Source organism: Shewanella sp. OMA3-2, assembly GCF_021513195.1.
GTDB lineage: Bacteria > Pseudomonadota > Gammaproteobacteria > Enterobacterales > Shewanellaceae > Shewanella.
The window spans coordinates 1713345-1735689 of sequence record NZ_CP090974.1; the positions used below are offsets into that span (position 1 = coordinate 1713345).

Sequence of the window (22345 nt, forward strand, 5' to 3'; positions counted from 1 at the left end):
AATAAAATTGGTTTTTTGTATGGCCAGATCTGATGTTAAATATTTACAAAGTAATTTAATGTATAACAAGGATTATCTCTAAAAGTTAAATTTTTCAGCAGCTTGCTTAAATTTTCTTAGATCTAGAATCATATTGTTTGACTCTAGTTGCTGCTGGGAATGTTGTTCACCACAACTGAACAAGATTAAGCGGTTGCAATGCTTGCTTCGCATATGTTGCATCATAAACTTGATTAAGTCTGCTCTAGTGAGCTTTTCAACCTTTGCTGCAACATTTTCACGTTGATCAAATTGATAATCTCTATTACCCAAGCTAACCCAATAGCGTTGCCCACGGGTTTTGAGATTAGAATCGTGCTCCATAATTTGGCTTATTAAGCCTTGTTTAGTACTTTCCCATTGGTCATTAGTTATCTGCATGACTGCATAGCTAAAGTCTGCTATAAACTCATCAATGGCTTCAAGTAAAACTCGAGGACCAGTGGAAGGGGATTGAATATAAAAAATCAGTCCAGGGTGCCTATTGAGTGGCAGGTAGCCTGTGCCGACCATATAACCTAACTGTTGTTTTGTGCGCAGTTCATGAAAAAAGGTTGATGACATTGTATGATTCAATAAGCTGAACAGTGCCATTTTATCTGTGGTAGCTTCACTGGATTGATAATAAACAATAATTGCACTGTCTTGGTGTTGAATTACTTTTTCACGTAAGAGGGTGCCTACACCTTGTAAGTTGACCAACTCCCGTGATGATTCATGGCTAGGTTTTGTCACTAAGGACAGTAAATGTTGTAAGTGTTTACCTAATGCTTGAGCTTCTGACACTAACCAATCACCATAGACAAGCCCCTCTAAGTAGATTTTTTCATAAAATTCACTGACATGATTATGAAGCTCATCTAAGGTAATTGTTTCAAGCTCTTCTGCCATTCTGACCGGTTCAAAACTACGCTTTTGTAAGGTCACCGTTAGGCTGGTAAATAATTGCGATATGGGTTTTGCTTGGGCAACATTATTCCAGCTTCTTAAAATTTGCTTACGGATCATGTTAAAGCGTTCTTGGGTAAATTGTCGCTCTCGGCTTTTATGAATGATCAACGCGAGTAAGGTTTCCTGGTTGCCCGTAAACCCAGTAAGGTGAAGAGTAATTCCACCTTGATGCGGATAAATATTATAATTTAATCCTGCTACTTCAGCTTGGTAGGTTGATTCAGTTAAGTAGTCTAGTAATAATTCCACATACAAGCGGGTTAAGGTTGCATGACGTGGTGACATACTGGCTTTTTGGGAATCAAGTGATAAGTAAAGATGCCCTTTAGGTACATTAAACTCATCATCTTTTCTATGCCAAATTCTATAACCTTCGCCCTCTGCGACTACTACAGGTACCGGGTGTTGGCTTGCCTCATTTCTAGATTGAGGATCTGGCACGATAAATGGGTTAACTTGAGGCAGTTTTAAGGCAGATCTGATCTCAGTTTGTTGCCAATATGCTAACCTTGATAACTCAATATCTGATACTTTATAAGGTGTGTGGTACCAAGCAGCTTGCTTGTCGGTATCAAGATCTTGGGCTACAACCTGTAGACGCATATTAAGTGGGTGCATTAACTCAAGTAATGACAGTGTTTCAGCCACATCCAAGTTATCCATTCTATAATCACCGTACACTACATCTTCAATATCATAGTGATGCATATTAATGCTGAGGTGACTGGCAAGATCTAATGCTTTAATTTGTTCTTGAAATCGAAAAGCGGTATTTAATAAGTTAGCGCGCTCTTGATAGCGCCAATCTTCAAGTCCATGTGTTTTGATAAGTTGAATATACTCAAAAATACATTTAACCACTTCATCAATAGCATTAAAGCCTTTATCAGTTAGCTGAATACTGACGGAGTAGTCTTTAAAGTTAAATCCATTAATACCTCCGCCAGCAGATAAGTTATTAGCTAAGCCTTGTTCTTTTAGATAAGACAATAAGCTGCCTGGGCTTTCATTGCCCAGTAGGTGACTAATAAAAGTTAATGGTTTGCGTTTATAAAATTGGTCAATACCAGGAGCGAAAAATTAACACTGATGCGTTTTTGTTGCTTTAAAGGGATAATTGAAATTTGTTTTAAACGCTCTGCATCAGTAATGAGTGCTTCTGAGGGGTAGTGTTTACTTACTCCTCGATTAACTATGCCTTCAAAGTAGGTTTTTGCCCATATTTCAGATTGGTCCAGTGAAGCTGGGGAAACCAAGCATAACGTCATAATATTTGCACAATATTGCTGCTGATAAAATGACAATAACTCTTCACGTAATTCAGATTGAGGGCCAGCTAATGTTGAGAGGTTTCCTACTGAAAACTTAGAAAAAGGATGGGCTTGGTTAGTGGTTTCTTTTTGCACCTGATAAACACGGCGAATATCGTCTTTTAGTTTTAAACTATATTCAGACTCAATAGCATGGCGCTCTCTATCGACGAGTTCGATATCAAATTTAGGCGCAATAAAAAATTGGCTGAAGCGATCTAGTGACTCTTCAAAAACATCAGCATTAATGGTGTAAAAAAAGTTTGTTTGTTCTGTGCCTGTCCACGCATTGTTACTACCGCCATGCTGATTAATAAAAGCATGATACTCACCTGAGTCAGGGTATTTCTCCGTTCCTAAAAACAGCATGTGCTCTAAAAAGTGTGCCATACCTGGGCGTTCAACAGGATCGTCAAAATGACCGACTTGGACTGCCATTGATGCGGCAGCTTGGCTGGTTTGTGCATCTTCAACCAATAATACCCGGAGTTGATTCGATAAGCGGGTAAAACGGTATAAACGATGATCATTTTGACTAGTATGTATTGCTGGAAAATCGGACAAGTGAAAGCTCCAAGTTACGGTTCTAGTTATATATTGATATTGTTATCGGTTTTTAGCAAATAACTCGTCAAACTTTATTACCACTATCGACTAAAGTTAGGTTAAATTTTATTTGCCGACGGTTTCGTAACCGGCTTAATGGCGCTACAATTGTTGCACTAGTGAAATAAGATTGATAATGAGTTAAGTATGCAGCTATTTTTGATGCGCCATGGTGAAGCCAGTTTTGATGCGCCATCAGATCGTGAAAGGATGTTAACGCATCACGGACGATACCAAACAGGCCAAATGGCTAACTTACTTAATAATAGAATGTCTCAGCTTGATCTGGTGTTAGTCAGTCCTTATTTACGTGCTCAGCAAACGTGGCAAGTCGTCAGCAAACACCTACCTAAAGCGAGAAAGTGTGTTGTTGTAGACGATATCACCCCTTCAGGTGATCCTAAAATGGCAGCTGAAGTTATTCTTGCCTATGCGCAGCAATATAAAGCGGATACGGTGTTAGTGATTACTCACATGCCGATAGTGAGTTTTTTGGTGAGTGAATTAGTTGCAGGAGTTGAACCGCCTATTTTTGCCACCTCTGCTTTTGTACAAATTGATAAACATTCAGAACAAGCAAGCTTTGTGGCAATGAATTACCCTAGTGCGGTTTAACGTTTATTTCTATAAAGTTTCAGTGAAATAATAGGGCTGTTTATCTTGGAAGATAAGCAGATAAATAGTCGACTATTAATCAAGCTAACATTTTATCAGGCTATCTTCGATGTGGCTGATCACCAATATCAATCAAAATCAATAACGCAGCATCACCGCCCCATTCCTTAGGTGCTTGATGAAAGGCCTTTACTTTTGGGTGTTGTGCTAGCCACATAGGCAATTGCTGCTTTAATATCCCCATACCATACCCGTGCATTACACTGCAGCACATACTATTTTGTTTAACACATGCTTGAATAAGGGCCGCAAGCTCAAGTTTGGCTTCTGACTGCCTTAATCCGTGTAAATCGAGTAATAGGTCTGGGACGTAATCGCCACGGCGTAAACGTTTTAACTCTATTTTATCAACGCCGTCATTTGTCCAGCGCATTGGTCCCGTGACGGGCAATAACGGTTGATAGGTGTCAGAAAAGTAGCTACTTGAATGAAGCAGTTGCTCTTTTATTTCCACTTGCTGTTTGTTTTTTACGGGTTGTTTAAAGTGATGCGCTTGTTGCTTAAGGGGTTTAATGCCGGCAACCAAATCACTAAACGACTCGAAATCAGTGATATTTTTGTCATTCATGGCGATATTGTATTGAATTCTAGCCCATCTTAATAGACATCAGTTACAATGCTGCAGAACTATTTTTTAGGAGTGTGTTTTGGATAAAATTTTTGTAGATGAAGCGGTAACCGAGTTAAGTACTATTGGCGATATGCTCCGTTGGGCTGTCAGTCGTTTTAATGATGCCGGAATTTTTTATGGCCACGGTACAGACAATGCTTGGGATGAAGCCATTGCATTAGTTTTTCATGCATTACACCTACCGGAAGAAATAGGTCAGCAAGTTATTCAGAGTAACTTAACGAGCAGTGAAAAACATAAAATCGTTGAGTTGATTATTCGTCGCGTTCGCGAGCGATTACCGGTTCCTTATTTAACCAATAAAGCCCATTTTGCCGGATTAGAATTTTTTGTTGATGAACGTGTGTTAGTACCACGTTCACCGATTGCTGAAATGATTAATAATAATTTCAGCCCTTGGTTATATAACAAGCCTGTACATCGCATTATGGATTTGTGCACTGGTAGTGGCTGTATCGCAATTGCTTGTGCTTATGCTTTTGAAGATGCTGAAGTTGATGCGCTTGATATTAGTGAAGATGCCCTAGAAGTTGCTCAGATTAATATAGAAACCTTGGGTGTGTTAGATCGTGTATTCCCAATTCAGTCCGATATGTTTGCAGCGATTGAAAAAGGACCTCATTACGATTTGATCGTATCTAATCCTCCTTATGTAGATGCTGAAGATATTGGTGATATGCCTAATGAGTATCATCATGAACCAGCCATTGGCTTAGCATCGGGGCGTGATGGGTTAGATTTAACCAAGCGTATTTTAGCCAACGCCGCAGATTACTTAACCGAAAATGGTTTGTTGGTGGTTGAGGTAGGAAATTCTATGGTGCATTTAATGGAACAGTTCCCTGATGTACCCTTTATGTGGGTCGATTTTGAATTTGGTGGTGATGGGGTATTTGTATTAACCCGTGATCAGCTAGTTGAAAATCAATCACTTTTTACCATCTATAAAGATAGTGAATAATCATGTTGTAATAGTGTAGCATTACGTTATTCAGTTTTTATTGGTAAAGGGATCAAAGCGTATGTCAGGAAACAGTATTGGGCAAAACTTTGTCGTCACCACATTTGGTGAAAGTCACGGTGTGGCACTTGGGTGTATTATTGATGGTTGCCCACCAGGGCTAGAGTTAACCGTTGAAGATATGCAACATGATCTTGACCGTCGCCGCCCAGGTACGTCACGCTATACCACAGCACGTCGTGAAGCTGATGAAGTGAGGATTTTATCCGGTGTATTTGAGGGTAAAACCACAGGGACTTCGATTGGTCTATTAATTGAAAATACCGATCAACGTAGCCAAGACTATTCCAACATAAAAGATTTATTTCGCCCAGGACATGCAGATTACACTTACCAGCAAAAGTATGGTCTTCGTGATTATCGTGGTGGTGGGCGCTCATCAGCCCGTGAAACCGCAATGCGTGTTGCAGCTGGTGCTGTGGCTAAAAAGTATTTAAAAGCGGTGCATGGCATTGAGATCCATGGCTATTTATCACAACTGGGTCCAATTAGTGCTGAGTCTGTTGATTTAGCGCAAGTAGAACAAAATGCCTTTTTCTTCCCTGATGCGTCTAAGCTTGATGCGTTAGATGAATATATGCGCGAGCTGAAAAAGTCGGGCGATTCTATTGGTGCAAAAATTACCGTGTTGGCTACAGGAGTGCCGGTTGGTCTAGGTGAACCAGTATTTGACCGTTTAGATGCAGATATTGCCCACGCATTAATGGGGATCAATGCGGTAAAAGGTGTTGAAATTGGTGATGGATTTGGTGTGGTGACACAGAAGGGCTCAGAAGGGCGTGATTTGATGTCCCCCCTTGGATTTGAGTCAAATCATGCTGGTGGCGTTTTAGGTGGCATATCCTCAGGTCAACCGATTGTGGCTAATATTGCATTAAAGCCAACATCAAGCATTAGCGTGCCAGGTAAAAGTATGACAGCCCAAGGCGAGGTGGCTGATGTTGTCACTAAAGGTCGTCATGATCCTTGTGTCGGCATTCGCGCCGTGCCTATTGCTGAAGCTATGTTAGCGATTGTATTAATGGATCATCTATTACGACATCGCGCTCAAAATCAAGATGTTATTAGCCAAACACCTGTAATCGGAATGCGTTAAATGCCAATCAGTTCTAGCCCTGAGTTTCAGCTTCGCTGGCTCAGGGCTTGTTATTTTTTCTTCTTTGCTATTCTTGGTGTTCTCGTTCCCTATCTTGGGGTGTTTTTTGATGCCCGCGGGTTTGATGCCCAAGAAATAGGTTCATTACTTGCCATACTGATGGCAACACGGATTGTAGCACCCAATCTTTGGGCTATAGTCGCAGATAGAACAGGGATGAGGGCGGGGTTAATTAAGTTAGGTGCTTTTTGTGCCGCACTGACTTTTATCAGTTTTTTCTTTGAGGGGGGCTTTTGGTATTTAGCGATTAGCTTGACCATCTATACCTTCTTTTGGAATGCTATTCTAGCGCAACTTGAAGTCATCACCCTCGAGACATTAGGTGGCAATGCCAATCAATATGGTGCAATTCGAAGTTGGGGCAGTGTTGGCTACATTGTGTTAGTCGTGTTAGCTGGCGTAAGTATTGAACGTTTAGGCGCAGAGGTATTACCTTACATCGGTATGGTTCTATTTATTGGGCTATTAATATGTTCAATGCCACTACCTTCGACTAAAGCAGCTGTACTAAGCAGTGCTGAACGACCTAAATTATTGTTAGACAAATCAATCATCCTCTTCTTGTTATCAGCCTTATTATTGCAAATGAGCGTTGGGCCTTTTTATGGTTTTTTTGTGCTTTATCTTAAGCAAGTGGGTTATTCAGAAACCTTTGCTGGGATCATGGTTGCTTTTGGGGTGTTGGCCGAAATCGTTATCTTTTTATACGCGTCAAAATTGATTGGCAAATATGGTTTACGCTTGCTACTCATTGTTAGTATTGTGCTGACCTCCGCGCGCTGGTTAATTTTAGGGTATTATCCCGATGTTATTGTAATGCTGATATTCAGCCAAACATTACATGCATTTACCTTTGGTTTAACCCATGCGGTGTCTATTCAATTTATTCATCGCCACTTTGGTATTCATCATCGCAGTACTGGTCAAGCCTTATATGCCAGCCTAAGTTTTGGTGTGGGTGGTGCGTTAGGCACCTGGATTAGCGGCTATATTTGGGGGGATGGCAGTGGTGCAGCTCATGTTTGGTTATTCGCAGCAGCTTGTGCAATTACCTCTGCCGTAGCTGTAGTGTTTATTCCTGATATAAATGGAAAAAAACAGCGCAGCTGATATTGCGAATTCAAATGTAGATTTACTGTTTCATTCAACTGCAACATAAATAGAAGGAGTTAATGTGAAACCGTTTCGTTTAGGGTTACTCATCAATCCATTAGCAGGTTTAGGCGGCAGTGTCGGTTTAAAAGGATCAGACGGTGTTGTCGAGGAAGCATTGGCCAAAGGAGCAGAGCCCAAAGCACATCTGCGTATGCAGCAAGCGCTAGAGGTCGTGGCCGCTTATAAAGACCGAATTGAAATCGTGACCTCGTCTGGCAATATGGGCGAAAACTTGGCTGTTAAACTGGGCTTTAATACTCAGGTTGTGCATCACTGCGGTGATAAACAGAATCAATCTGGTACAGATTTAAGTGAACTTAATAATATCACTCAAAGAGTATTTACCACCCAACAAGATACTCGTGACGCAGTAAAGGCATTATTAGATCAGTCACTGGATTTATTACTCTTTGCTGGTGGTGATGGTACAGCCAGAGATGTGTATTCTATTGTTGATGATGCAATTCCGGTTTTAGGCGTACCCGCAGGCGTTAAAATTCATTCAGGCGTTTATGGCATCACGCCTAAGGCTTCAGGCTTAGTGATTAAAATGTTGCTTGACGGTGAGCTGGTGAGTTTAATGACCGCAGATGTCATGGATATTGATGAAACCGCATTCAGACAAGGCACAGTTAAAGCCAAACGTTTCGGTGAAATGTTAGTGCCTGCTGAGCCGCGTTATGTACAAGCGGTAAAAATGGGCGGCAAAGAAACCGATGAATTGGTATTGGCCGATATTGCCGCCGATGTGATTGAGTCTATGGAGGATGAGATTTTTATCATGGGCTCTGGCAGTACCGTTGCTGCAATTATGGATGATCTTTATTTAGATAATACTTTGCTTGGCGTTGATGTTATTCAAGATAAACAGTTAATTGCCACTGATGTAACAGCTCAAGAGTTACTGCAGATAACCAATGGTAAACCAACCAAGCTTGTGATTACCTTGATTGGTGGTCAAGGGCATGTGCTTGGAAGAGGTAATCAACAATTATCACCAGCCTTGATAAAACAGCTGGGTAAAGACAATATTTTGATTGTTGCCACAAAAACTAAGCTAAAAGCACTTGAAGGACGGCCATTAATTGTGGATAGTGGCGACCCAGAATTAGATGTAGCCCTTACAGGCTATTATAAAGTAGTAACCGGTTACCATGATTACGTCATGTATCAAGTGGCTAACCCAGATTTGGTGGAATAAACCCATGTTAGAAAAGTATGATGTCGCAATGGAATCTTGGATAGAAGAAACCGTTAGCAATGGTGATGATGATGCATTGTTTGCCAGTGGTTACCTACAAGGTCATATTGCAGTGGTATTAGCAAAACTTGAAGTGGAAGCTGATCAAGGTCTTGAGGCACTCGATGAACAAGTCATTCAATGTCTTGCGCTCGCAAATGAAGAACTTAATGACGCTGATTACGTATTAGTTGCCCAAGCTTGGCAGCAATTACGCGGCCGTATTGTGTCTGCAGTAGCATAGTTAATGTCACCTATTATATTAGATGATAAACAGTCCGAGACCGCATTAGAGCTAACCTCGCATCATGTAGCCATTGGGCTAGTTAATCCTAAAACCCCAGTGAATGTGGGCGGGATTATGCGAGCGTCAGGCTGCTATGGCGTCAATGAGGTTTTTTATACAGGTCGGCGTTATGATTTTGCCGTCAAAGCGGATATTCAATATGAAGTTGATAAAAAGCAAGCGGCCAAAACCATTCCACTTAAAGGCGTTGAATCATTATTAGCCCAAGTGCCACAAGGCAGTAAAGTCATCTGCGTTGATCTTGTGGTTGGTGCTATTCCATTACCGCAATTTATCCACCCAGATAATGCCTTTTATATTTTTGGCCCCGAAGATGGCACTATTCCTCAGCAGCTTATCGATGCTGCTGATGACGTGGTTTATGTGCCGACAAAAGGGTGCATGAATCTTGCCGCTTCAGTAAACGTGTTACTGTATGACCGATTAGCTAAATCCACTGAGCATCAAACCGATGATAAGCTGATTATGAAAAATCGCGATACCAATAACCGTACCCGCGTGAAACACTGGTTAAAGAAGAAGTCATAAATAGTAAGGTGTTTTGTTTGCCACTATCAAAGCACTTTGCTTCTCTCTAAGTTTAACGCTGTTGTGGCTTTGGCTTGCTTCATCAACAAACATCCCATTGTTAGTCTCTGTAAAAACTTATCATAATTATGATTCACTCCTAGGCACCCTTAATTAGCGATGCTTTTTTTGACTTAAATAAAGATCTGTTCTCGAATCGATACTATTCGTTGGCTGGTATAAAGTTGGCTGATATAAAGAGCTGAGTCCGACGAGTTGCTTTAAGTTTTGTTTTATATGTGGGATTTTATAGCTAGAGATAAATATGATAATAAATTGGTTGCGGGAGCCGGATTACTGTTAACAAGAGAGGCGACGACCTTTGTTGGCTGGTATAAAGTTGGCTGGTATAAAGAGCTGAGCCCGACGAGTTGCTTTAAGTTTTGTTTTATATGTGGGATTTTATAGCTAGAGAAAAATGTAATAATAAATTGGTTGCGGGAGCCGGATTTGAACCGACGACCTTCGGGTTATGAGCCCGACGAGCTACCATACTGCTCCATCCCGCGACTGTATTTATTCTTTTCTTGCATTAAAACTAACTGGCGTTAATTTTAAATTGGTTGCGGGAGCCGGATTTGAACCGACGACCTTCGGGTTATGAGCCCGACGAGCTACCATACTGCTCCATCCCGCGACTGTATTTATTGCTTTTACTGGGTAAATCTATTTTTTACATTAGTTATAAATTGGTTGCGGGAGCCGGATTTGAACCGACGACCTTCGGGTTATGAGCCCGACGAGCTACCATACTGCTCCATCCCGCGACTGTATTTATTGCTAAATATTGCTTTCACATTTTATTGGTTGTGGTTGCCGGATTTTAACTGACGACCTTTGTAGGTAATAAGAGCTGAGCCCATCATATCTACAAACTTAACAACACTATTTTATTGGTTGCGGGAGCCGGATTTGAACCGACGACCTTCGGGTTATGAGCCCGACGAGCTACCATACTGCTCCATCCCGCGTCCGATAAACGCTGCTTTTATGACTCGCATCCTTAAGAAAGTTTGCTGTGCCCTTCAAAGCGGAGCGAACTATAACGACTGACCTATGGCTTTGCAAGTGTATTTTTAAAATATGCAGTTGTTTGCGGGTAAAGTGTTCTGTTTGGTTGTTTAAATAGCGATTTGTAGCGTTAAGCTCTAGAAGAGAGAGCAATCATTGTTACGTTAGGTTACAGAAGCACGACCAAATTAGATAAGTCGTTGGGGATATCCGTTTGAACAGGTATAATGCGCCTCAGAATTTATTGAGTAAAGATGACTAGCCAACCCATGTTTAATTTTTTTGCTGCCTCCCCGAAAGGGTTTGAATATAGCCTTGCTTGTGAACTGAAAGAATTCGGTGCACAAGAGGTAAAAGAAAGTGTTGCAGGTGTTTATTTTTCTGCACCCCTTGAACTCGCCTATCGAATCACTTTATGGACAAGGTTAGCAAGCCGAATTGTGTTGGTTATCTATAAAGGACCTTGTGAGTCACCTGAGCAGTTATATAACGCTGCTTACTGTATTGATTGGCCATCGCACTTTTCGAATAAAAAAACTTTTAGTATCGATTTTCACGGTACTGGCGGTTTTATTAACAACACCCAGTTTGGTGCGTTAAAAATCAAAGATGCTGTAGTTGACCGTTTCCGCGACGATGGTGACAATCGTCCAGATGTTGAAAGGGTAAACCCTGATTTTAAAATTGATGCTCATTTCCGTAATGGACAAGTCACCATTTCGATGAACTTTTCGGGTGCATCGTTACATCAACGTGGTTACCGTTCAACAACAGGTGAAGCTCCGTTAAAAGAAAACCTGGCAGCCAATATGTTGGTACGCAGTGGCTGGCAAGCAAATCAAACGACTATCCTTGACCCATTTTGTGGTAGCGGTACGGTATTGATTGAAGCAGCTTTAATGGCCGCTGATATTGCACCTGGCTTGAAACGTGAAAAATTTGGTTTTGAAAATTGGCAAAGTCACAATAAAGCGATGTGGCAAACCATTTTTGACGAAGCCCAGGCTCGTGCCACTTTAGGTAAAAGCCGTTGTAAAATTAAGTTTTACGGATCTGATATTGAAGCGCACCTCGTTTCAATTGCTAAACGTAATGCTGAAAATGCTGGTGTAGCAGAGTTTATTGAATTTACGGTTTCTGACGCTTTAGATGTCTCGCCACCAGTAAGCGAGGGCTTCTTAATCACTAACCCACCTTATGGCGAGCGTCTTGGAAGTGTGACTGAGCTATTACAGCTTTACTATCAACTAGGCGACAAGTTCAAAAAAGAATTTGGTGGTTGGAAAGTGGCTATGTTGTGTAGTGATGTAGAGCTTATCTCATCGCTGAAGCTGAAAGCCGATAAACAAATGAAAATGTTTAACGGTGCACTCGAATGTGTGTTTAACCTTTATACCTTACATGCCACCGATACTCGCCGCATTGCGCCTGAATTGCCTGAAGGCGTGGATATTGTTGATATTGCTCCTGCGTTTTCTAATCGTATTAAAAAGAATATGAAGCAGTTAGAAAAGTGGGCAAAGAAAGAGAATATCAACAGCTACCGTATCTATGATGCCGATTTACCTGAATATAACGTCGCTATCGACAAATACGTTGATTATGTCGTGATTCAAGAATATTCAGCGCCAGCGACAATTCCTGAAGCTGTTACTAAACGTCGTGTTAGCGATGTGTTGTTGTCTTTACCGGTGCCTTGGGGATTAGTCCAGACCGAATTACATTAAAGACTCGCGAGCGCCAAAAAGGCACCAATCAATATGAAAAGTTGGATGAGAAAAAGTTAGAAGTGATCACCCAAGAATATGGTGCACGCTTCAAATTAAACTTAACTGGTTACTTAGATACGGGTCTGTTTTTAGATCATCGTGTTACCCGTAAACTTGTGGGTGAAAAATCACGTGACCGTAATGTATTAAACCTATTTGCTTACACGGGCACCGCATCGGTTCACGCAGCATTAGGTGGGGCAAAATCGGTTACTACGGTTGATATGTCTAATACTTATATTGGTTGGGCGAAAGAAAACTTTGCTTTAAACCGTCTGAACGGCAGAAATTATCAATTTGTTCAAGCCGACTGTTTACAGTGGATTAAAGAGAATAGTGATAATAAATATGAACTTATTTTTATTGATCCGCCTACATTTTCTAACTCAAAACGTATGGAAGACAGCTGGGACGTTCAACGTGACTACGTCGATATGCTGGGTGATGCGATCAAATTGTTGGCAGTAGGAGGTGAAATTATCTTCTCCAACAATAAACGTAAATTTAAAATGGATATCGATTTACTCACCAAGATGGGCATGAATGTAGTCAATATAGATGACCAATGTTTGCCGCTTGATTTTAAACGTAATCCTCATATTCATAATGTTTGGTTAATCACCCATGCCAAGTAATGGTGAATATGTGTTGTATCATACCGAAGGCTGTCACTTATGTGAGTTAGCTTTAGCTTTGGTTGAGCAATCAAAAGTGAGTTTTAAGCATGTCGATATTTGTGAAGTTGCAGACTTAGCCCAGCGCTATGGCACTTCAATTCCCGTGTTTGCTAATGGTCAGCGTGAAATATGCTGGCCTTTTAATGCGTCTGAATTAGCGCAATTTTTAGGAGAGTAGTGTGAGTCTTGTTCGAATTAGTAATGGCTCATTAGCCTATGGTTACACGCCATTATTGCAAAATGCCGATTTTACCATTGAGCCTGGCGAACGGGTGTGTATCGTTGGCCGTAATGGTGCGGGAAAATCGAGTTTAATGAAAATTTTGTCGGGTGATGTATTACTCGACGATGGCGAATTTAACATCACTAATAATGTGAATGTCAGTCGCTTACAACAAGACCCTCCTAAAGCTGAAACTGGCACCGTTTATGCGTATATTGCCGCGGGTTTACAAGAAGTTGGTGAAGCTTTAGAGAAGTATCATCAATTGTCTCACGACATCGCCGATGCATCGCCCGAAGAAATGGAGCGTATGTTAAAGGAAATGCAGCCTCTTCAGGACATTCTTGATCATAATAACGGTTGGCAGCTAGATTCGCGCATTATTCAAACCTGTGAGCTACTTCGCTTAGATGCTGATAAACCGTTATCAGAATTGTCAGGTGGCTGGCAGCGTAAAGTCGCGTTAGCGCGTGCGTTAGTTAGCGAGCCAGACTTATTATTACTTGATGAACCAACCAACCATTTAGATATCGATACTATCGAATGGCTTGAGCAGTTCTTATTGAATTTTAAAGGCGCTATTGTATTTGTCAGCCATGACCGTGGTTTTATTCAACGTATGGCGACCCGAATAGTCGACTTAGATCGAGGTGTGGTGACATCTTGGCCTGGTAACTATCAAGCTTATCTTGATGGCAAGCAAGAATGGTTAAGAGTTGAAGCTGAAAAGAATGCCCAGTTTGATAAAAAATTGGCTGAAGAAGAAGTCTGGATAAGACAAGGTGTTAAAGCACGTCGTACTCGAAATGAAGGACGAGTGAGATCTCTTGAAGCTTTACGCAGAGAACGAGGGGAGCGTTTAAATCGTCAAGGTAATGCCAAGATGGCAGTGTCTGATGGTCAACGTTCTGGCAAACTAGTGTTTGATATTCTAAATGTTGATTACAACATTCCAGAGAAAAACTTAGTTAAAAACTTCAGTTCAACAGTGATGCGCGGCGACCGTATAGCCTTAATTGGGCCTAATGGTTGTGGTAAATCAACCTTAGTTAAACTACTTATTGACCAACTTAAACCACAGTCTGGTGAAATTAAGGTCGGTACCAAGTTAGAGGTCGCTTACTTTGATCAGTATCGTGAAGCACTTGACCCTGAGAAAACCGTTGAAGAAAACGTCGGTGAAGGCAAAAGTACAGTCACAGTAAATGGTCAAGACCGCCATATTTTAAGCTACTTACAAGATTTCTTATTCTCGCCTATGCGAGCAAGAACCCCCGTTAAAGCCTTATCTGGCGGAGAGAAAAACAGACTCTTGCTTGCGCGGTTACTGTTACGTCCAGCAAACTTAATTATTCTAGATGAACCAACAAACGATCTTGATATTGAGACCTTAGAGTTGTTAGAGTCATTACTGGCTGATTTCGAAGGAACTTTATTGATCGTCAGTCACGACAGGGCATTTATCGATAATACGGTTACCAGTAGCTGGTGGTTTACCGGAAATGGCCATTGGAGTGAGTATGTTGGTGGTTACCAAGATGCGGTATCTCAAGGGGCAAAGTTTTATTCTGAGGAACCTGTGGCAGAAATCGTTGTCCAAGCTCCAGTAGTTAAAGAAGCTGCCCCTGCTAAGGCTGCTGAAAAACCAGTGAAAAAGCTATCTTATAAGATGCAACTAGAACTGGACGAGTTGCCCGCTAGAATGGAGCAGTTAGAGCAAGAAATCGCAGCCTTACAAGCAAAGACCAACAATGCTGACTTTTATAGTCAGCCGCAAGATACGGTTAATAACGCATTACAGCTATTAGCGACAACCGAACAGAATTTAGAAAAATGTTTTGAGCGTTGGGAAGAGCTTGAATCATTAAAATAAAGAATAATAAAATAGGAATAGTTTACATGAAGTTAAAGTTAGACAGAGCCTTATCATTGGTTGCTATCAGTGTGTTAAGTGTTATTGGCAGTGCGCAAGCTGCCCCTGTATATGAAATTGTTAATCTAGATGAAGCCACTTATGATTTACGCGGTACGCTGACAGGCACTCGAGCAGGTTATGCATTAGGTGTTGATAATAACGATGAATTAGTCGGTATTTCAAAAGGTAAGAAAAAACTTAATACAGAGGATATCGAAGGCGGCATCATAGATGTTGAAGACGGTATTGCACCAGCAGAGCAAATTAGTTATTCAATTTATAAACCAATTGAAGCAAATAATTTTACTTTTACTGCAGCAGCTAATGCCGCTGAAGCATGGAAGCCGACTTTTTTTAGCATTGCTGGTACGACCGCACCTGATGCGTTAGACGCTGAAGGCAAGCAAGTCGTTAATTCAGTTGATAGCTATTTGTACGGTATGAATAGCAGTGGCATTAAAGTGGGTGCCTTTAGTGCGCCAGAACAAAAAATAGTTTATCAAGGTACCCTAGAAGATCAAGATTATTGGTATATTCGTGATTTTGAGCTGCGGGGTGTCGCGGTTAAATCTAACGAAAGTCCAGCGGTTGAATTGCCTTTGGTTCCGCCATATACCACCTTTACGCGTGAAGCGAATGGTGACAAGCCTGCCGCTACTGTTGAGTTAGGTGGTTGGTCTTCTGCGTCGGCTGTTAATGACAGCAATATAGTCACTGGTTACGGTAGTACAGGACTGGCTTCATTTAGTAAAGACCGAGTCAACCTTTGTATAGATAATTACAATCCTGAGGCAGAGAATCCTTTACCTATCGACATTTGTGTTCAAGCAGAGCAATATCCTGTTAATAACCGTCGTAACATTCAATATCAAACTCGTGCACTAGTGTGGGATTTAAATAATATTGATGCTGAGGGTAAGCCTTTGGTTACCGAGTTACCTTTAGGGCTAACTCCTGGTGATTCAACACTGGTATTTACCGCACAGGGATTAGGTATTAATAGTCAAGCAGATATAGTTGGACGCTCTCATGTCTATCGTAATGGTGACACTAACAATTTACGCCAGGATGCCGCTTTCTGGAAGAAAGATGCAAATGGTGTATATCAGTATAATTGGGTAGATTTTAAAGATAATGATATTTTATCTTCCGCTTTATATGATGTTAATGATGATGGTCTAATGGTTGGTAACTACCGAAAATATATCGGGGGTTATTTACGTGATAAGTTTTTTATTTTTGACTCTAATAATACAACCGAGTTACCGATAACACCTGAGGATTTTAACCTAGGACTTTCTGATCTGAGTAGTAAAGCGAAAGGCATTAATAATAAAGGCCAAGTAGTTGGTCATATTGAAGTCACTTACGACAAAGAGAAACCTAGACCAAAAGCGGGTTTTTTATATAATCATGCCGATAAAGAGTTTCTCAATATTAACAACCTTTTGGTTTGTGAATCAAAAGGATATGAAGCCGCTGGTGATTCATGGGCTCGTAGAAAAATTACTATCCAAGATGGTACAGGTGAAGAGCTCACCTATGACTCAGAATTTTATGTCGTAGAAGCTAATAATATTAATGAAGATGGTACGATTGTAGGCACCGCATTTATTAGAAAACCACAGTATCAATTCGATATTTTTGGTAACTTGATAATTAATGAAGAAAATGGCTTACCTTACTTTGCACTAGACGGTAACGGAAATCCGGTAACATCGTATCTTCCGCGTATGGTGGTATTAAAACCCACTAGCGGTGAAGCGTGTACTTACACTGACGTACCAGAAGAAAAGCCTTATGAGCGTAAAGGTGCAGCGAGTTTTGCATGGTTATTTGCTCTGCCATTATTATGGTTAAGACGACGTACAGTAAAATCAGCTAGTTAATCACAGTTTATTAAACTCAGATAAGTGGCGATAAAAGCCAAATGCTGATACGGATATTGTGTAGGCTATGAAATATTAAAAATCGAGAAAATATTCTCGATTTTTTTTATTTTCATTCTCAATATGTTAATTAACCTTCATGGTAATTGATGTTTTTTTGTGTTGATCTTGTTTGAAAAACGAGCTATTTATATTTGTCTGGCTTGTTAAATATAATGGGTTTTAGGTATAGCGAGTCAGTTTAATCACAAACGAGGACGCTTGCATGAAAAGACAAAAAAGAGATCGATTAGATAGAGCTTTTTCAAAAGGATTTCAAGCTGGAATAGGAGGACGCTCTAAGGAATTGTGTCCCTATGCTAGTTTAGATCCCCGCTCGCAATGGCTTGGCGGTTGGCGCGAAGGTATTGATGGCAGGTTGAATGGACTATTTAATAAATGATCTGAATCATTTGTGCATTATATAGACCAAAAAATGCCCTCACGTTGAGGGCATTTTTATATATTACGATAAGCTTGATTTAGAAAGTAGAAGTGTCGCTAAACACGCCCACTTTTAAATCTTTAGCTGAATAAATTTGACGACCATCCACTTCTAATGTGGCATCCGCAATACCCATCACCAATTTACGGTGAATAGTGCGTTTAATATTAAGTCTATAGGTCACTTTTTTAGCATCTGGTAAAACTTGCCCAGTAAATTTAACTTCACCAACGCCTAATGCACGGCCTTTGCCGTCTGCGCCTTCCCAGCCTAAGTAAAACCCAACTAATTGCCACATAGCATCTAAGCCTAAGCAACCTGGCATTACAGGATCAGTAATAAAGTGGCAGTCAAAAAACCATAAATCAGGGTTGATATCGAGTTCAGCAACGATTTCGCCTTTACCAAATTCACCGCCATCATCATTAATAGTGATAATACGATCCATCATTAACATATTGTCGACGGGTAAACGTGGGCGATTAGGGCCGAGTAAATTGCCGTGACCACATGCGACGAGTTGTTCTTTGGTAAAACTGTTTGCTCTTTCCATTTTTCTCAATACCACTAGAATGACTTTTTGATGCAGACAAGATAGCGAACACGTGTAAGCTAAACAACTCCGATCACTAAATAATACCTAATTTTGCTAATAATCTTGCAAAAAAGTTAAGTTCGACCTCATCCCCATGTCCTGCAAGACGATCGAGTCGTTGTTGTACCATACCGTATAAGGTTTCTGGTGGAAAATCATTATCTTCATTCGCCACACCTGCAGGAATAGACATCAGTAGTTCAACAGCTTGGTCCATGTGCTCAATAGCGTAAATATGGAATTGTTCCTCAGCTACGGCAGCAATAACCTCTGGCTCAAGGTTTAATTGTAAAATGTTAGCCTTAGGAATAATAACACCTTGTTCACCCGTTAACCCTCTACGTGAACATAAATTAAAGAAACCTTCAATTTTCTCATTTACACCGCCAATGGCCTGTACATTACCAAACTGATCTAATGCACCTGTAATGGCTAAGGATTGTAAAATAGGGTGTTCAGCAATGGCGGACATTAAACAGCAGTATTCAGCTAGTGAAGCACTGTCACCATCAATCTCTTGATAGGATTGTTCAAAAACAATATTGGCATTTAAATGAAGTGGCGCATCACGGCCAAAGATGCGATATAAACAAGACGAAAGGATCATCATGCCTTTTGAATGAATATTGCCTCCAAGCTCAGATTTTCTTTCAATATCTGCAATTTCTCCGTCACCATAATGTACAGATGCTGTAATACGGGCAGGTTCACCGTAAGAGTAATCGCTACTATCAATAACCGTTAATGCATTAATTTGCCCAACCATAGCGCCTTCGGTAGGGAGATTAATAAAGTTATCATCAAAACTTTGGGCTGAATAAATTTCTGAACTATTGTGACGAAACTTGAGTTGCTGTAGAGCTTTAGCCACGGCATTACTGTTAACGCCGTTGCCTTGTTTATTACTTGGTAGGCTAGGTGTGAAAGCCTTAGCTTGAAGCATTAACGATCGCATACCTATCATGTTCAAACTTAATCTTTGCTGGTGCTCAATTAATCTAGAGCTGTACCAAAGTAACGGTAATATGCTTGATGTCTCCAGCACTATACCTTGCTTATTGGCTAAGGTTGCTAACCACTGCACATATTGCGTTTCTGAATGTTTGGTTAAATCTAACTCATAACTTATTTCAGCCAATATCGGAAAATGCTGACTAAATAATCTGTCTTCACTTTGTAGGTGACTATAAGATATACCCGAGCCAACTAATATAATTTTACAGTTTAGTGGAATAGGGGCTAAATCTTGATTAATACGATACTCACCATCAGATAGGATTTGTAACAACAACTCCCATAGACCTTCGCGCTTCCAAATTGATTGCAAGCAAATAAACACAAAATGATTAGAGGCTAAAGCACCCGCTTTATATTGGCTATTTTTATCAGTTTTCTGCATTTTTCCAATAAGGTCATTGCGTTTAATTGGGCCTTGTAGATAACAAAATAGTGATTGTTGTTTGGCAATTGTGCCTACATTCTCTGGCGGACGTTGTGGTTGCCATTTAAATTTAACCGGCAGGAGTTCTTCTGTCGATTTTGTGGCCACTAAGTATTGATCCGCAGGCGTGTCAGCTTGTGTACATAATGCTTCAATAAAATCGACACGGTCCACACCGGAAAATCAGCCAGAAACAGATTTTGCCCGCTTACTTTATTCATTAATTTAAAGCTATCAACAACTCTATCCTGACCCAGCAATAAGTGACTTGGATAAAAAGTACTTGGTACCTCTTTAGGTACATGAAATTGTGGTGCCAGTTTGGCACTAGGAAGCAATGTTAGATTCATAAATTAATAAGTGGGCGATATACTGGAAAATAATGACTCAAATAGTAGCATAAAGTGCTGTAAAGTCTTTAAATGAATCGTCTAGCAAGTTAACAGTTATTAAGGGATATAAGCCCAAGTAGGTCGGTTTTAATCCTTTTTGCATAAAAACACATCATAGTGGTCAAATGCTAAACATTTAGATTTTTTTTTAAAGTTTATAGTTTACAAGCACCAGAGATACTTATATTATGCGTCTCGTTCGGAGGGATGGCAGAGTGGTCGAATGCACCGGTCTTGAAAACCGGCAACGGTTTATCCCGTTCTAGGGTTCAAATCCCTATCCCTCCGCCACATTAAATACGAGAAAAGCCGTTGATAATCAACGGCTTTTTTGCTTTCTAGCATTTGAAAAATCATATTCTCAGACCCAAAACGGATGACTGAGACATATGTACCTATTCAGAGCCACAAATTGTACCTATTACACCCGCATGGTGTTGCCTGCTTCTCTGCGTGATAAAGGCTTCGCTGCCGACATCAAAGTATCCTTACTCACTAAACAGCGCTCTATCGCGATAGGTCGTAACCTTGTGGTTGCGGGTATCTTACGACCATTAATCAGTAACTTAACCCCACAATCACAGCCTGATGTGTTTAAAGCACACGTTAATCAATTGATTAATGATGCGCGTGTAGGCTTTGTTGGGGTAACCGAAACGCTTGATGAAAATGCCAAACCAGTGCGGGAAATCATCCAGTTTATTCCCACTCGGCCAACGCAATTAGCCCATAATAGTGCGACATATGACAATTATCCCTCGTCAACAAACTTGGCATTGTCAAATAGTTCGGGTAGTAAAAAGCAAACAAATTCAGTAGATAACGTCACATTAACGGATGCACTAATTAAGTTTATTGCGTCTAAACAAAAGCAGTCTGTCTCAGTCTTAACGGTAAAGCAGCTAAATCAACGTATAGGCCACTTTATTGAGCGAACCCACCTAGATGATGTATTCGACATCACCAGCGCTGAGGCGATGGAATACAAGGATTGCTTGTTAGAAGAAGGTCGAAGCCATAAAAGTAATAAAGGCTACCTCGCGGCTGTGTCGCAGTTCTTTAAATGGTGCAAACTGATGCGCTACACCAGCGCTAATCCGTTTGATGAAGTGAAACTGTCCAAGCCAAGTAATCAAGCTGGACATGATTTAGCGCGTCAGCGCTGGCAACCTGAGCAATTAAAACACGTACTGCAATCACAAGACTTTATCGATAAACAAGCTGACTTTAAATGGATAACACTATTGATGCTCTATCACGGTTTACGGCCTTCAGAAGCCTGTCAGCTACACAGCAATGATATAACCGTCATCGATGGCATCAATGTCATATACGTCACCAATGATGGCATGAGCCAACAACTCAAGACCGCACAGTCAAAACGAACCGTTCCACTACATCAAAAACTCATAGAACTCGGTTTTATAGATTTCGTTCAAACCATTACTGACCGAACATCAAAAAGCTATCACATAAAAAATAGTCCGTTAAAAAGCGGCCAGTTAACAAGCAGTCCGTTATTTCATTATCAACCCAGTAACGATGGTGTTTGGTCACATAAGTTTTGTCGTGAATTTGGCAAATTACTCGACCAACTTAACTTTATTGCAGGTAAACGACCTACAGCCTATTCATTCCGTCACACCTTTATTGATGAGCTTAAACAACTACAAATTGAAGAATCGATGGTGGCACAGCTTGTTGGACACGCTTATCACAACATCACTTATGGGCGATACGGTAAGCAATATGATGTCAAAACACTCAATCCAGTGGTAGATAAAGTCGAGTACGCGCTGAATTTGTTACAACCCATATAAAGCGTTTGATTGAAAAGGGGTCAAGGGGAACACTTGCCGATGCGGTATTAGGCACGACATACCGCTTAGTCGGTCACTAGCGGTATCTTTTTTACTTTTTGCGCTAATTTACGCCCGTATGATTGAGGAAACTGATTTGTATGAGCGTTTTTTTGGCTTAATTGGTCACCGTAGGATGGAACAAATGACAACAGTCAGTAAATCCTGAGTGACTTTATACGCCAAAATTTGCTCTCACAGAACCAATACCAGTCTGAGAAATAATGAAACGTACCCGCGACATCATTTCTCAGCAGCATTTATCAAATCCTACGGGCGTAAATCGATAGTAAATCTTGCTGGGAAATCGAATTTTCACTTTTTTCGCGTTAATTTCACGCTCATTTCACGTAAAGAATGCAATTTAAACCGCTTCGCACTCAGTGAGTGCGAAGCAAAAACAGCCCACAATTATGTGGGACTACAACGTAA

General features: G+C 40.7%; 14 protein-coding genes, 5 tRNA genes and 3 pseudogenes. 14 read left to right on the top strand and 8 right to left on the bottom strand.

Features of this window, described 5'->3' with window-relative positions:
* Nucleotides 1-78 precede the first annotated feature (78 nt).
* Nucleotides 79-2864, bottom strand: a pseudogene (locus L0B17_RS07595) (insulinase family protein).
* 189 nt (nucleotides 2865-3053) lie between these two features.
* Between L0B17_RS07595 and sixA the strand changes: the two are divergent.
* Nucleotides 3054-3521 (top strand): phosphohistidine phosphatase SixA, encoded by a 468-nt coding sequence (gene sixA / locus L0B17_RS07600; protein ID WP_235088983.1) that lies wholly within the window; start codon nucleotides 3054-3056, stop codon nucleotides 3519-3521.
* Nucleotides 3522-3621: 100 nt separating this feature from the next.
* On the opposite strand, the gene smrB is transcribed toward sixA, so the two are convergent.
* Nucleotides 3622-4149 carry an endonuclease SmrB gene (smrB, locus tag L0B17_RS07605; protein WP_235088984.1) on the bottom strand — a complete coding sequence of 176 codons (528 nt, stop codon included), beginning with the start codon at nucleotides 4147-4149 and terminating at the stop codon, nucleotides 3622-3624.
* A 79-nt stretch (nucleotides 4150-4228) separates the two neighbouring features.
* Between smrB and prmB the strand changes: the two genes are divergently transcribed.
* From prmB to L0B17_RS07635, 6 genes are all read left to right on the top strand, one after another.
* Entirely contained in the window at nucleotides 4229-5173 is a 945-nt protein-coding gene (gene prmB / locus L0B17_RS07610; RefSeq protein ID WP_235088990.1) for a 50S ribosomal protein L3 N(5)-glutamine methyltransferase, read from the top strand.
* Between the two features lie 61 nt (nucleotides 5174-5234).
* Nucleotides 5235-6329: a chorismate synthase gene (gene aroC, locus L0B17_RS07615; RefSeq protein WP_235088995.1), complete on the top strand. Its 1095-nt coding sequence runs from the start codon at nucleotides 5235-5237 to the stop codon at nucleotides 6327-6329.
* Nucleotides 6330-7499 (top strand): MFS transporter, encoded by a 1170-nt coding sequence (locus tag L0B17_RS07620; RefSeq protein ID WP_235088997.1) that lies wholly within the window; start codon nucleotides 6330-6332, stop codon nucleotides 7497-7499.
* A 64-nt stretch (nucleotides 7500-7563) separates the two neighbouring features.
* Nucleotides 7564-8745, top strand: coding sequence for an ATP-NAD kinase family protein (locus L0B17_RS07625; RefSeq protein WP_235088999.1), 1182 nt, complete (start codon nucleotides 7564-7566; stop codon nucleotides 8743-8745).
* Nucleotides 8746-8749: 4 nt separating this feature from the next.
* Complete coding sequence (locus tag L0B17_RS07630; RefSeq protein WP_235089001.1) at nucleotides 8750-9028, top strand: YfcL family protein; 279 nt, start codon at nucleotides 8750-8752, stop codon at nucleotides 9026-9028.
* Between the two features lie 3 nt (nucleotides 9029-9031).
* On the top strand, nucleotides 9032-9619 hold the full coding sequence (locus L0B17_RS07635; RefSeq protein ID WP_235089003.1) for an RNA methyltransferase: 588 nt from the start codon (nucleotides 9032-9034) through the stop codon (nucleotides 9617-9619).
* Between the two features lie 471 nt (nucleotides 9620-10090).
* On the opposite strand, the gene L0B17_RS07640 is transcribed toward L0B17_RS07635, so the two are convergent.
* The 4 genes from L0B17_RS07640 to L0B17_RS07655 all read right to left on the bottom strand — a co-directional run bounded on the left by L0B17_RS07640 (nucleotide 10091) and on the right by L0B17_RS07655 (nucleotide 10629).
* A tRNA-Met gene (locus L0B17_RS07640) sits at nucleotides 10091-10167 on the bottom strand.
* Between the two features lie 51 nt (nucleotides 10168-10218).
* A tRNA-Met gene (locus L0B17_RS07645) sits at nucleotides 10219-10295 on the bottom strand.
* A gap of 53 nt (nucleotides 10296-10348) precedes the next feature.
* Nucleotides 10349-10425, bottom strand: a tRNA-Met gene (locus L0B17_RS07650).
* Between the two features lie 127 nt (nucleotides 10426-10552).
* Nucleotides 10553-10629 (bottom strand) — tRNA-Met (locus tag L0B17_RS07655).
* A gap of 309 nt (nucleotides 10630-10938) precedes the next feature.
* On the opposite strand from L0B17_RS07655, the pseudogene rlmKL reads away from it, so the two are divergent.
* The 5 genes and pseudogenes from rlmKL (at nucleotide 10939) to rmf (ending at nucleotide 17584) form a co-directional block, all read left to right on the top strand.
* Nucleotides 10939-13073, top strand: a pseudogene (gene rlmKL, locus L0B17_RS07660) (bifunctional 23S rRNA (guanine(2069)-N(7))-methyltransferase RlmK/23S rRNA (guanine(2445)-N(2))-methyltransferase RlmL).
* Nucleotides 13063-13293 carry a glutaredoxin family protein gene (locus L0B17_RS07665; RefSeq protein WP_235089005.1) on the top strand — a complete coding sequence of 77 codons (231 nt, stop codon included), beginning with the start codon at nucleotides 13063-13065 and terminating at the stop codon, nucleotides 13291-13293. Before rlmKL ends, L0B17_RS07665 begins: the two are co-directional and overlap by 11 nt.
* 1 nt (nucleotide 13294) lies before the next feature.
* Nucleotides 13295-15211, top strand: coding sequence for an ABC transporter ATP-binding protein (locus L0B17_RS07670; protein ID WP_235089006.1), 1917 nt, complete (start codon nucleotides 13295-13297; stop codon nucleotides 15209-15211).
* A gap of 26 nt (nucleotides 15212-15237) precedes the next feature.
* Entirely contained in the window at nucleotides 15238-17142 is a 1905-nt protein-coding gene (locus tag L0B17_RS07675) for a DUF3466 family protein (RefSeq protein ID WP_235089007.1), read from the top strand.
* A gap of 265 nt (nucleotides 17143-17407) precedes the next feature.
* Nucleotides 17408-17584 (top strand): ribosome modulation factor, encoded by a 177-nt coding sequence (gene rmf / locus L0B17_RS07680; RefSeq protein ID WP_235089008.1) that lies wholly within the window; start codon nucleotides 17408-17410, stop codon nucleotides 17582-17584.
* Nucleotides 17585-17663: 79 nt separating this feature from the next.
* Here rmf and fabA read toward each other — a convergent pair whose 3' ends face one another.
* A complete protein-coding gene (fabA, locus tag L0B17_RS07685; RefSeq protein WP_235089009.1) occupies nucleotides 17664-18179 on the bottom strand; it encodes a bifunctional 3-hydroxydecanoyl-ACP dehydratase/trans-2-decenoyl-ACP isomerase in 516 nt (171 codons plus the stop codon).
* A 76-nt stretch (nucleotides 18180-18255) separates the two neighbouring features.
* Nucleotides 18256-20012, bottom strand: a pseudogene (locus tag L0B17_RS07690) (S16 family serine protease).
* Between the two features lie 243 nt (nucleotides 20013-20255).
* On the opposite strand from L0B17_RS07690, the gene L0B17_RS07695 reads away from it, so the two are divergent.
* Nucleotides 20256-20345, top strand: a tRNA-Ser gene (locus L0B17_RS07695).
* 98 nt (nucleotides 20346-20443) lie between these two features.
* On the top strand, nucleotides 20444-21874 hold the full coding sequence (locus L0B17_RS07700) for a site-specific integrase (protein WP_235089010.1): 1431 nt from the start codon (nucleotides 20444-20446) through the stop codon (nucleotides 21872-21874).
* The last annotated feature ends 471 nt before the right edge of the window (nucleotides 21875-22345 follow it).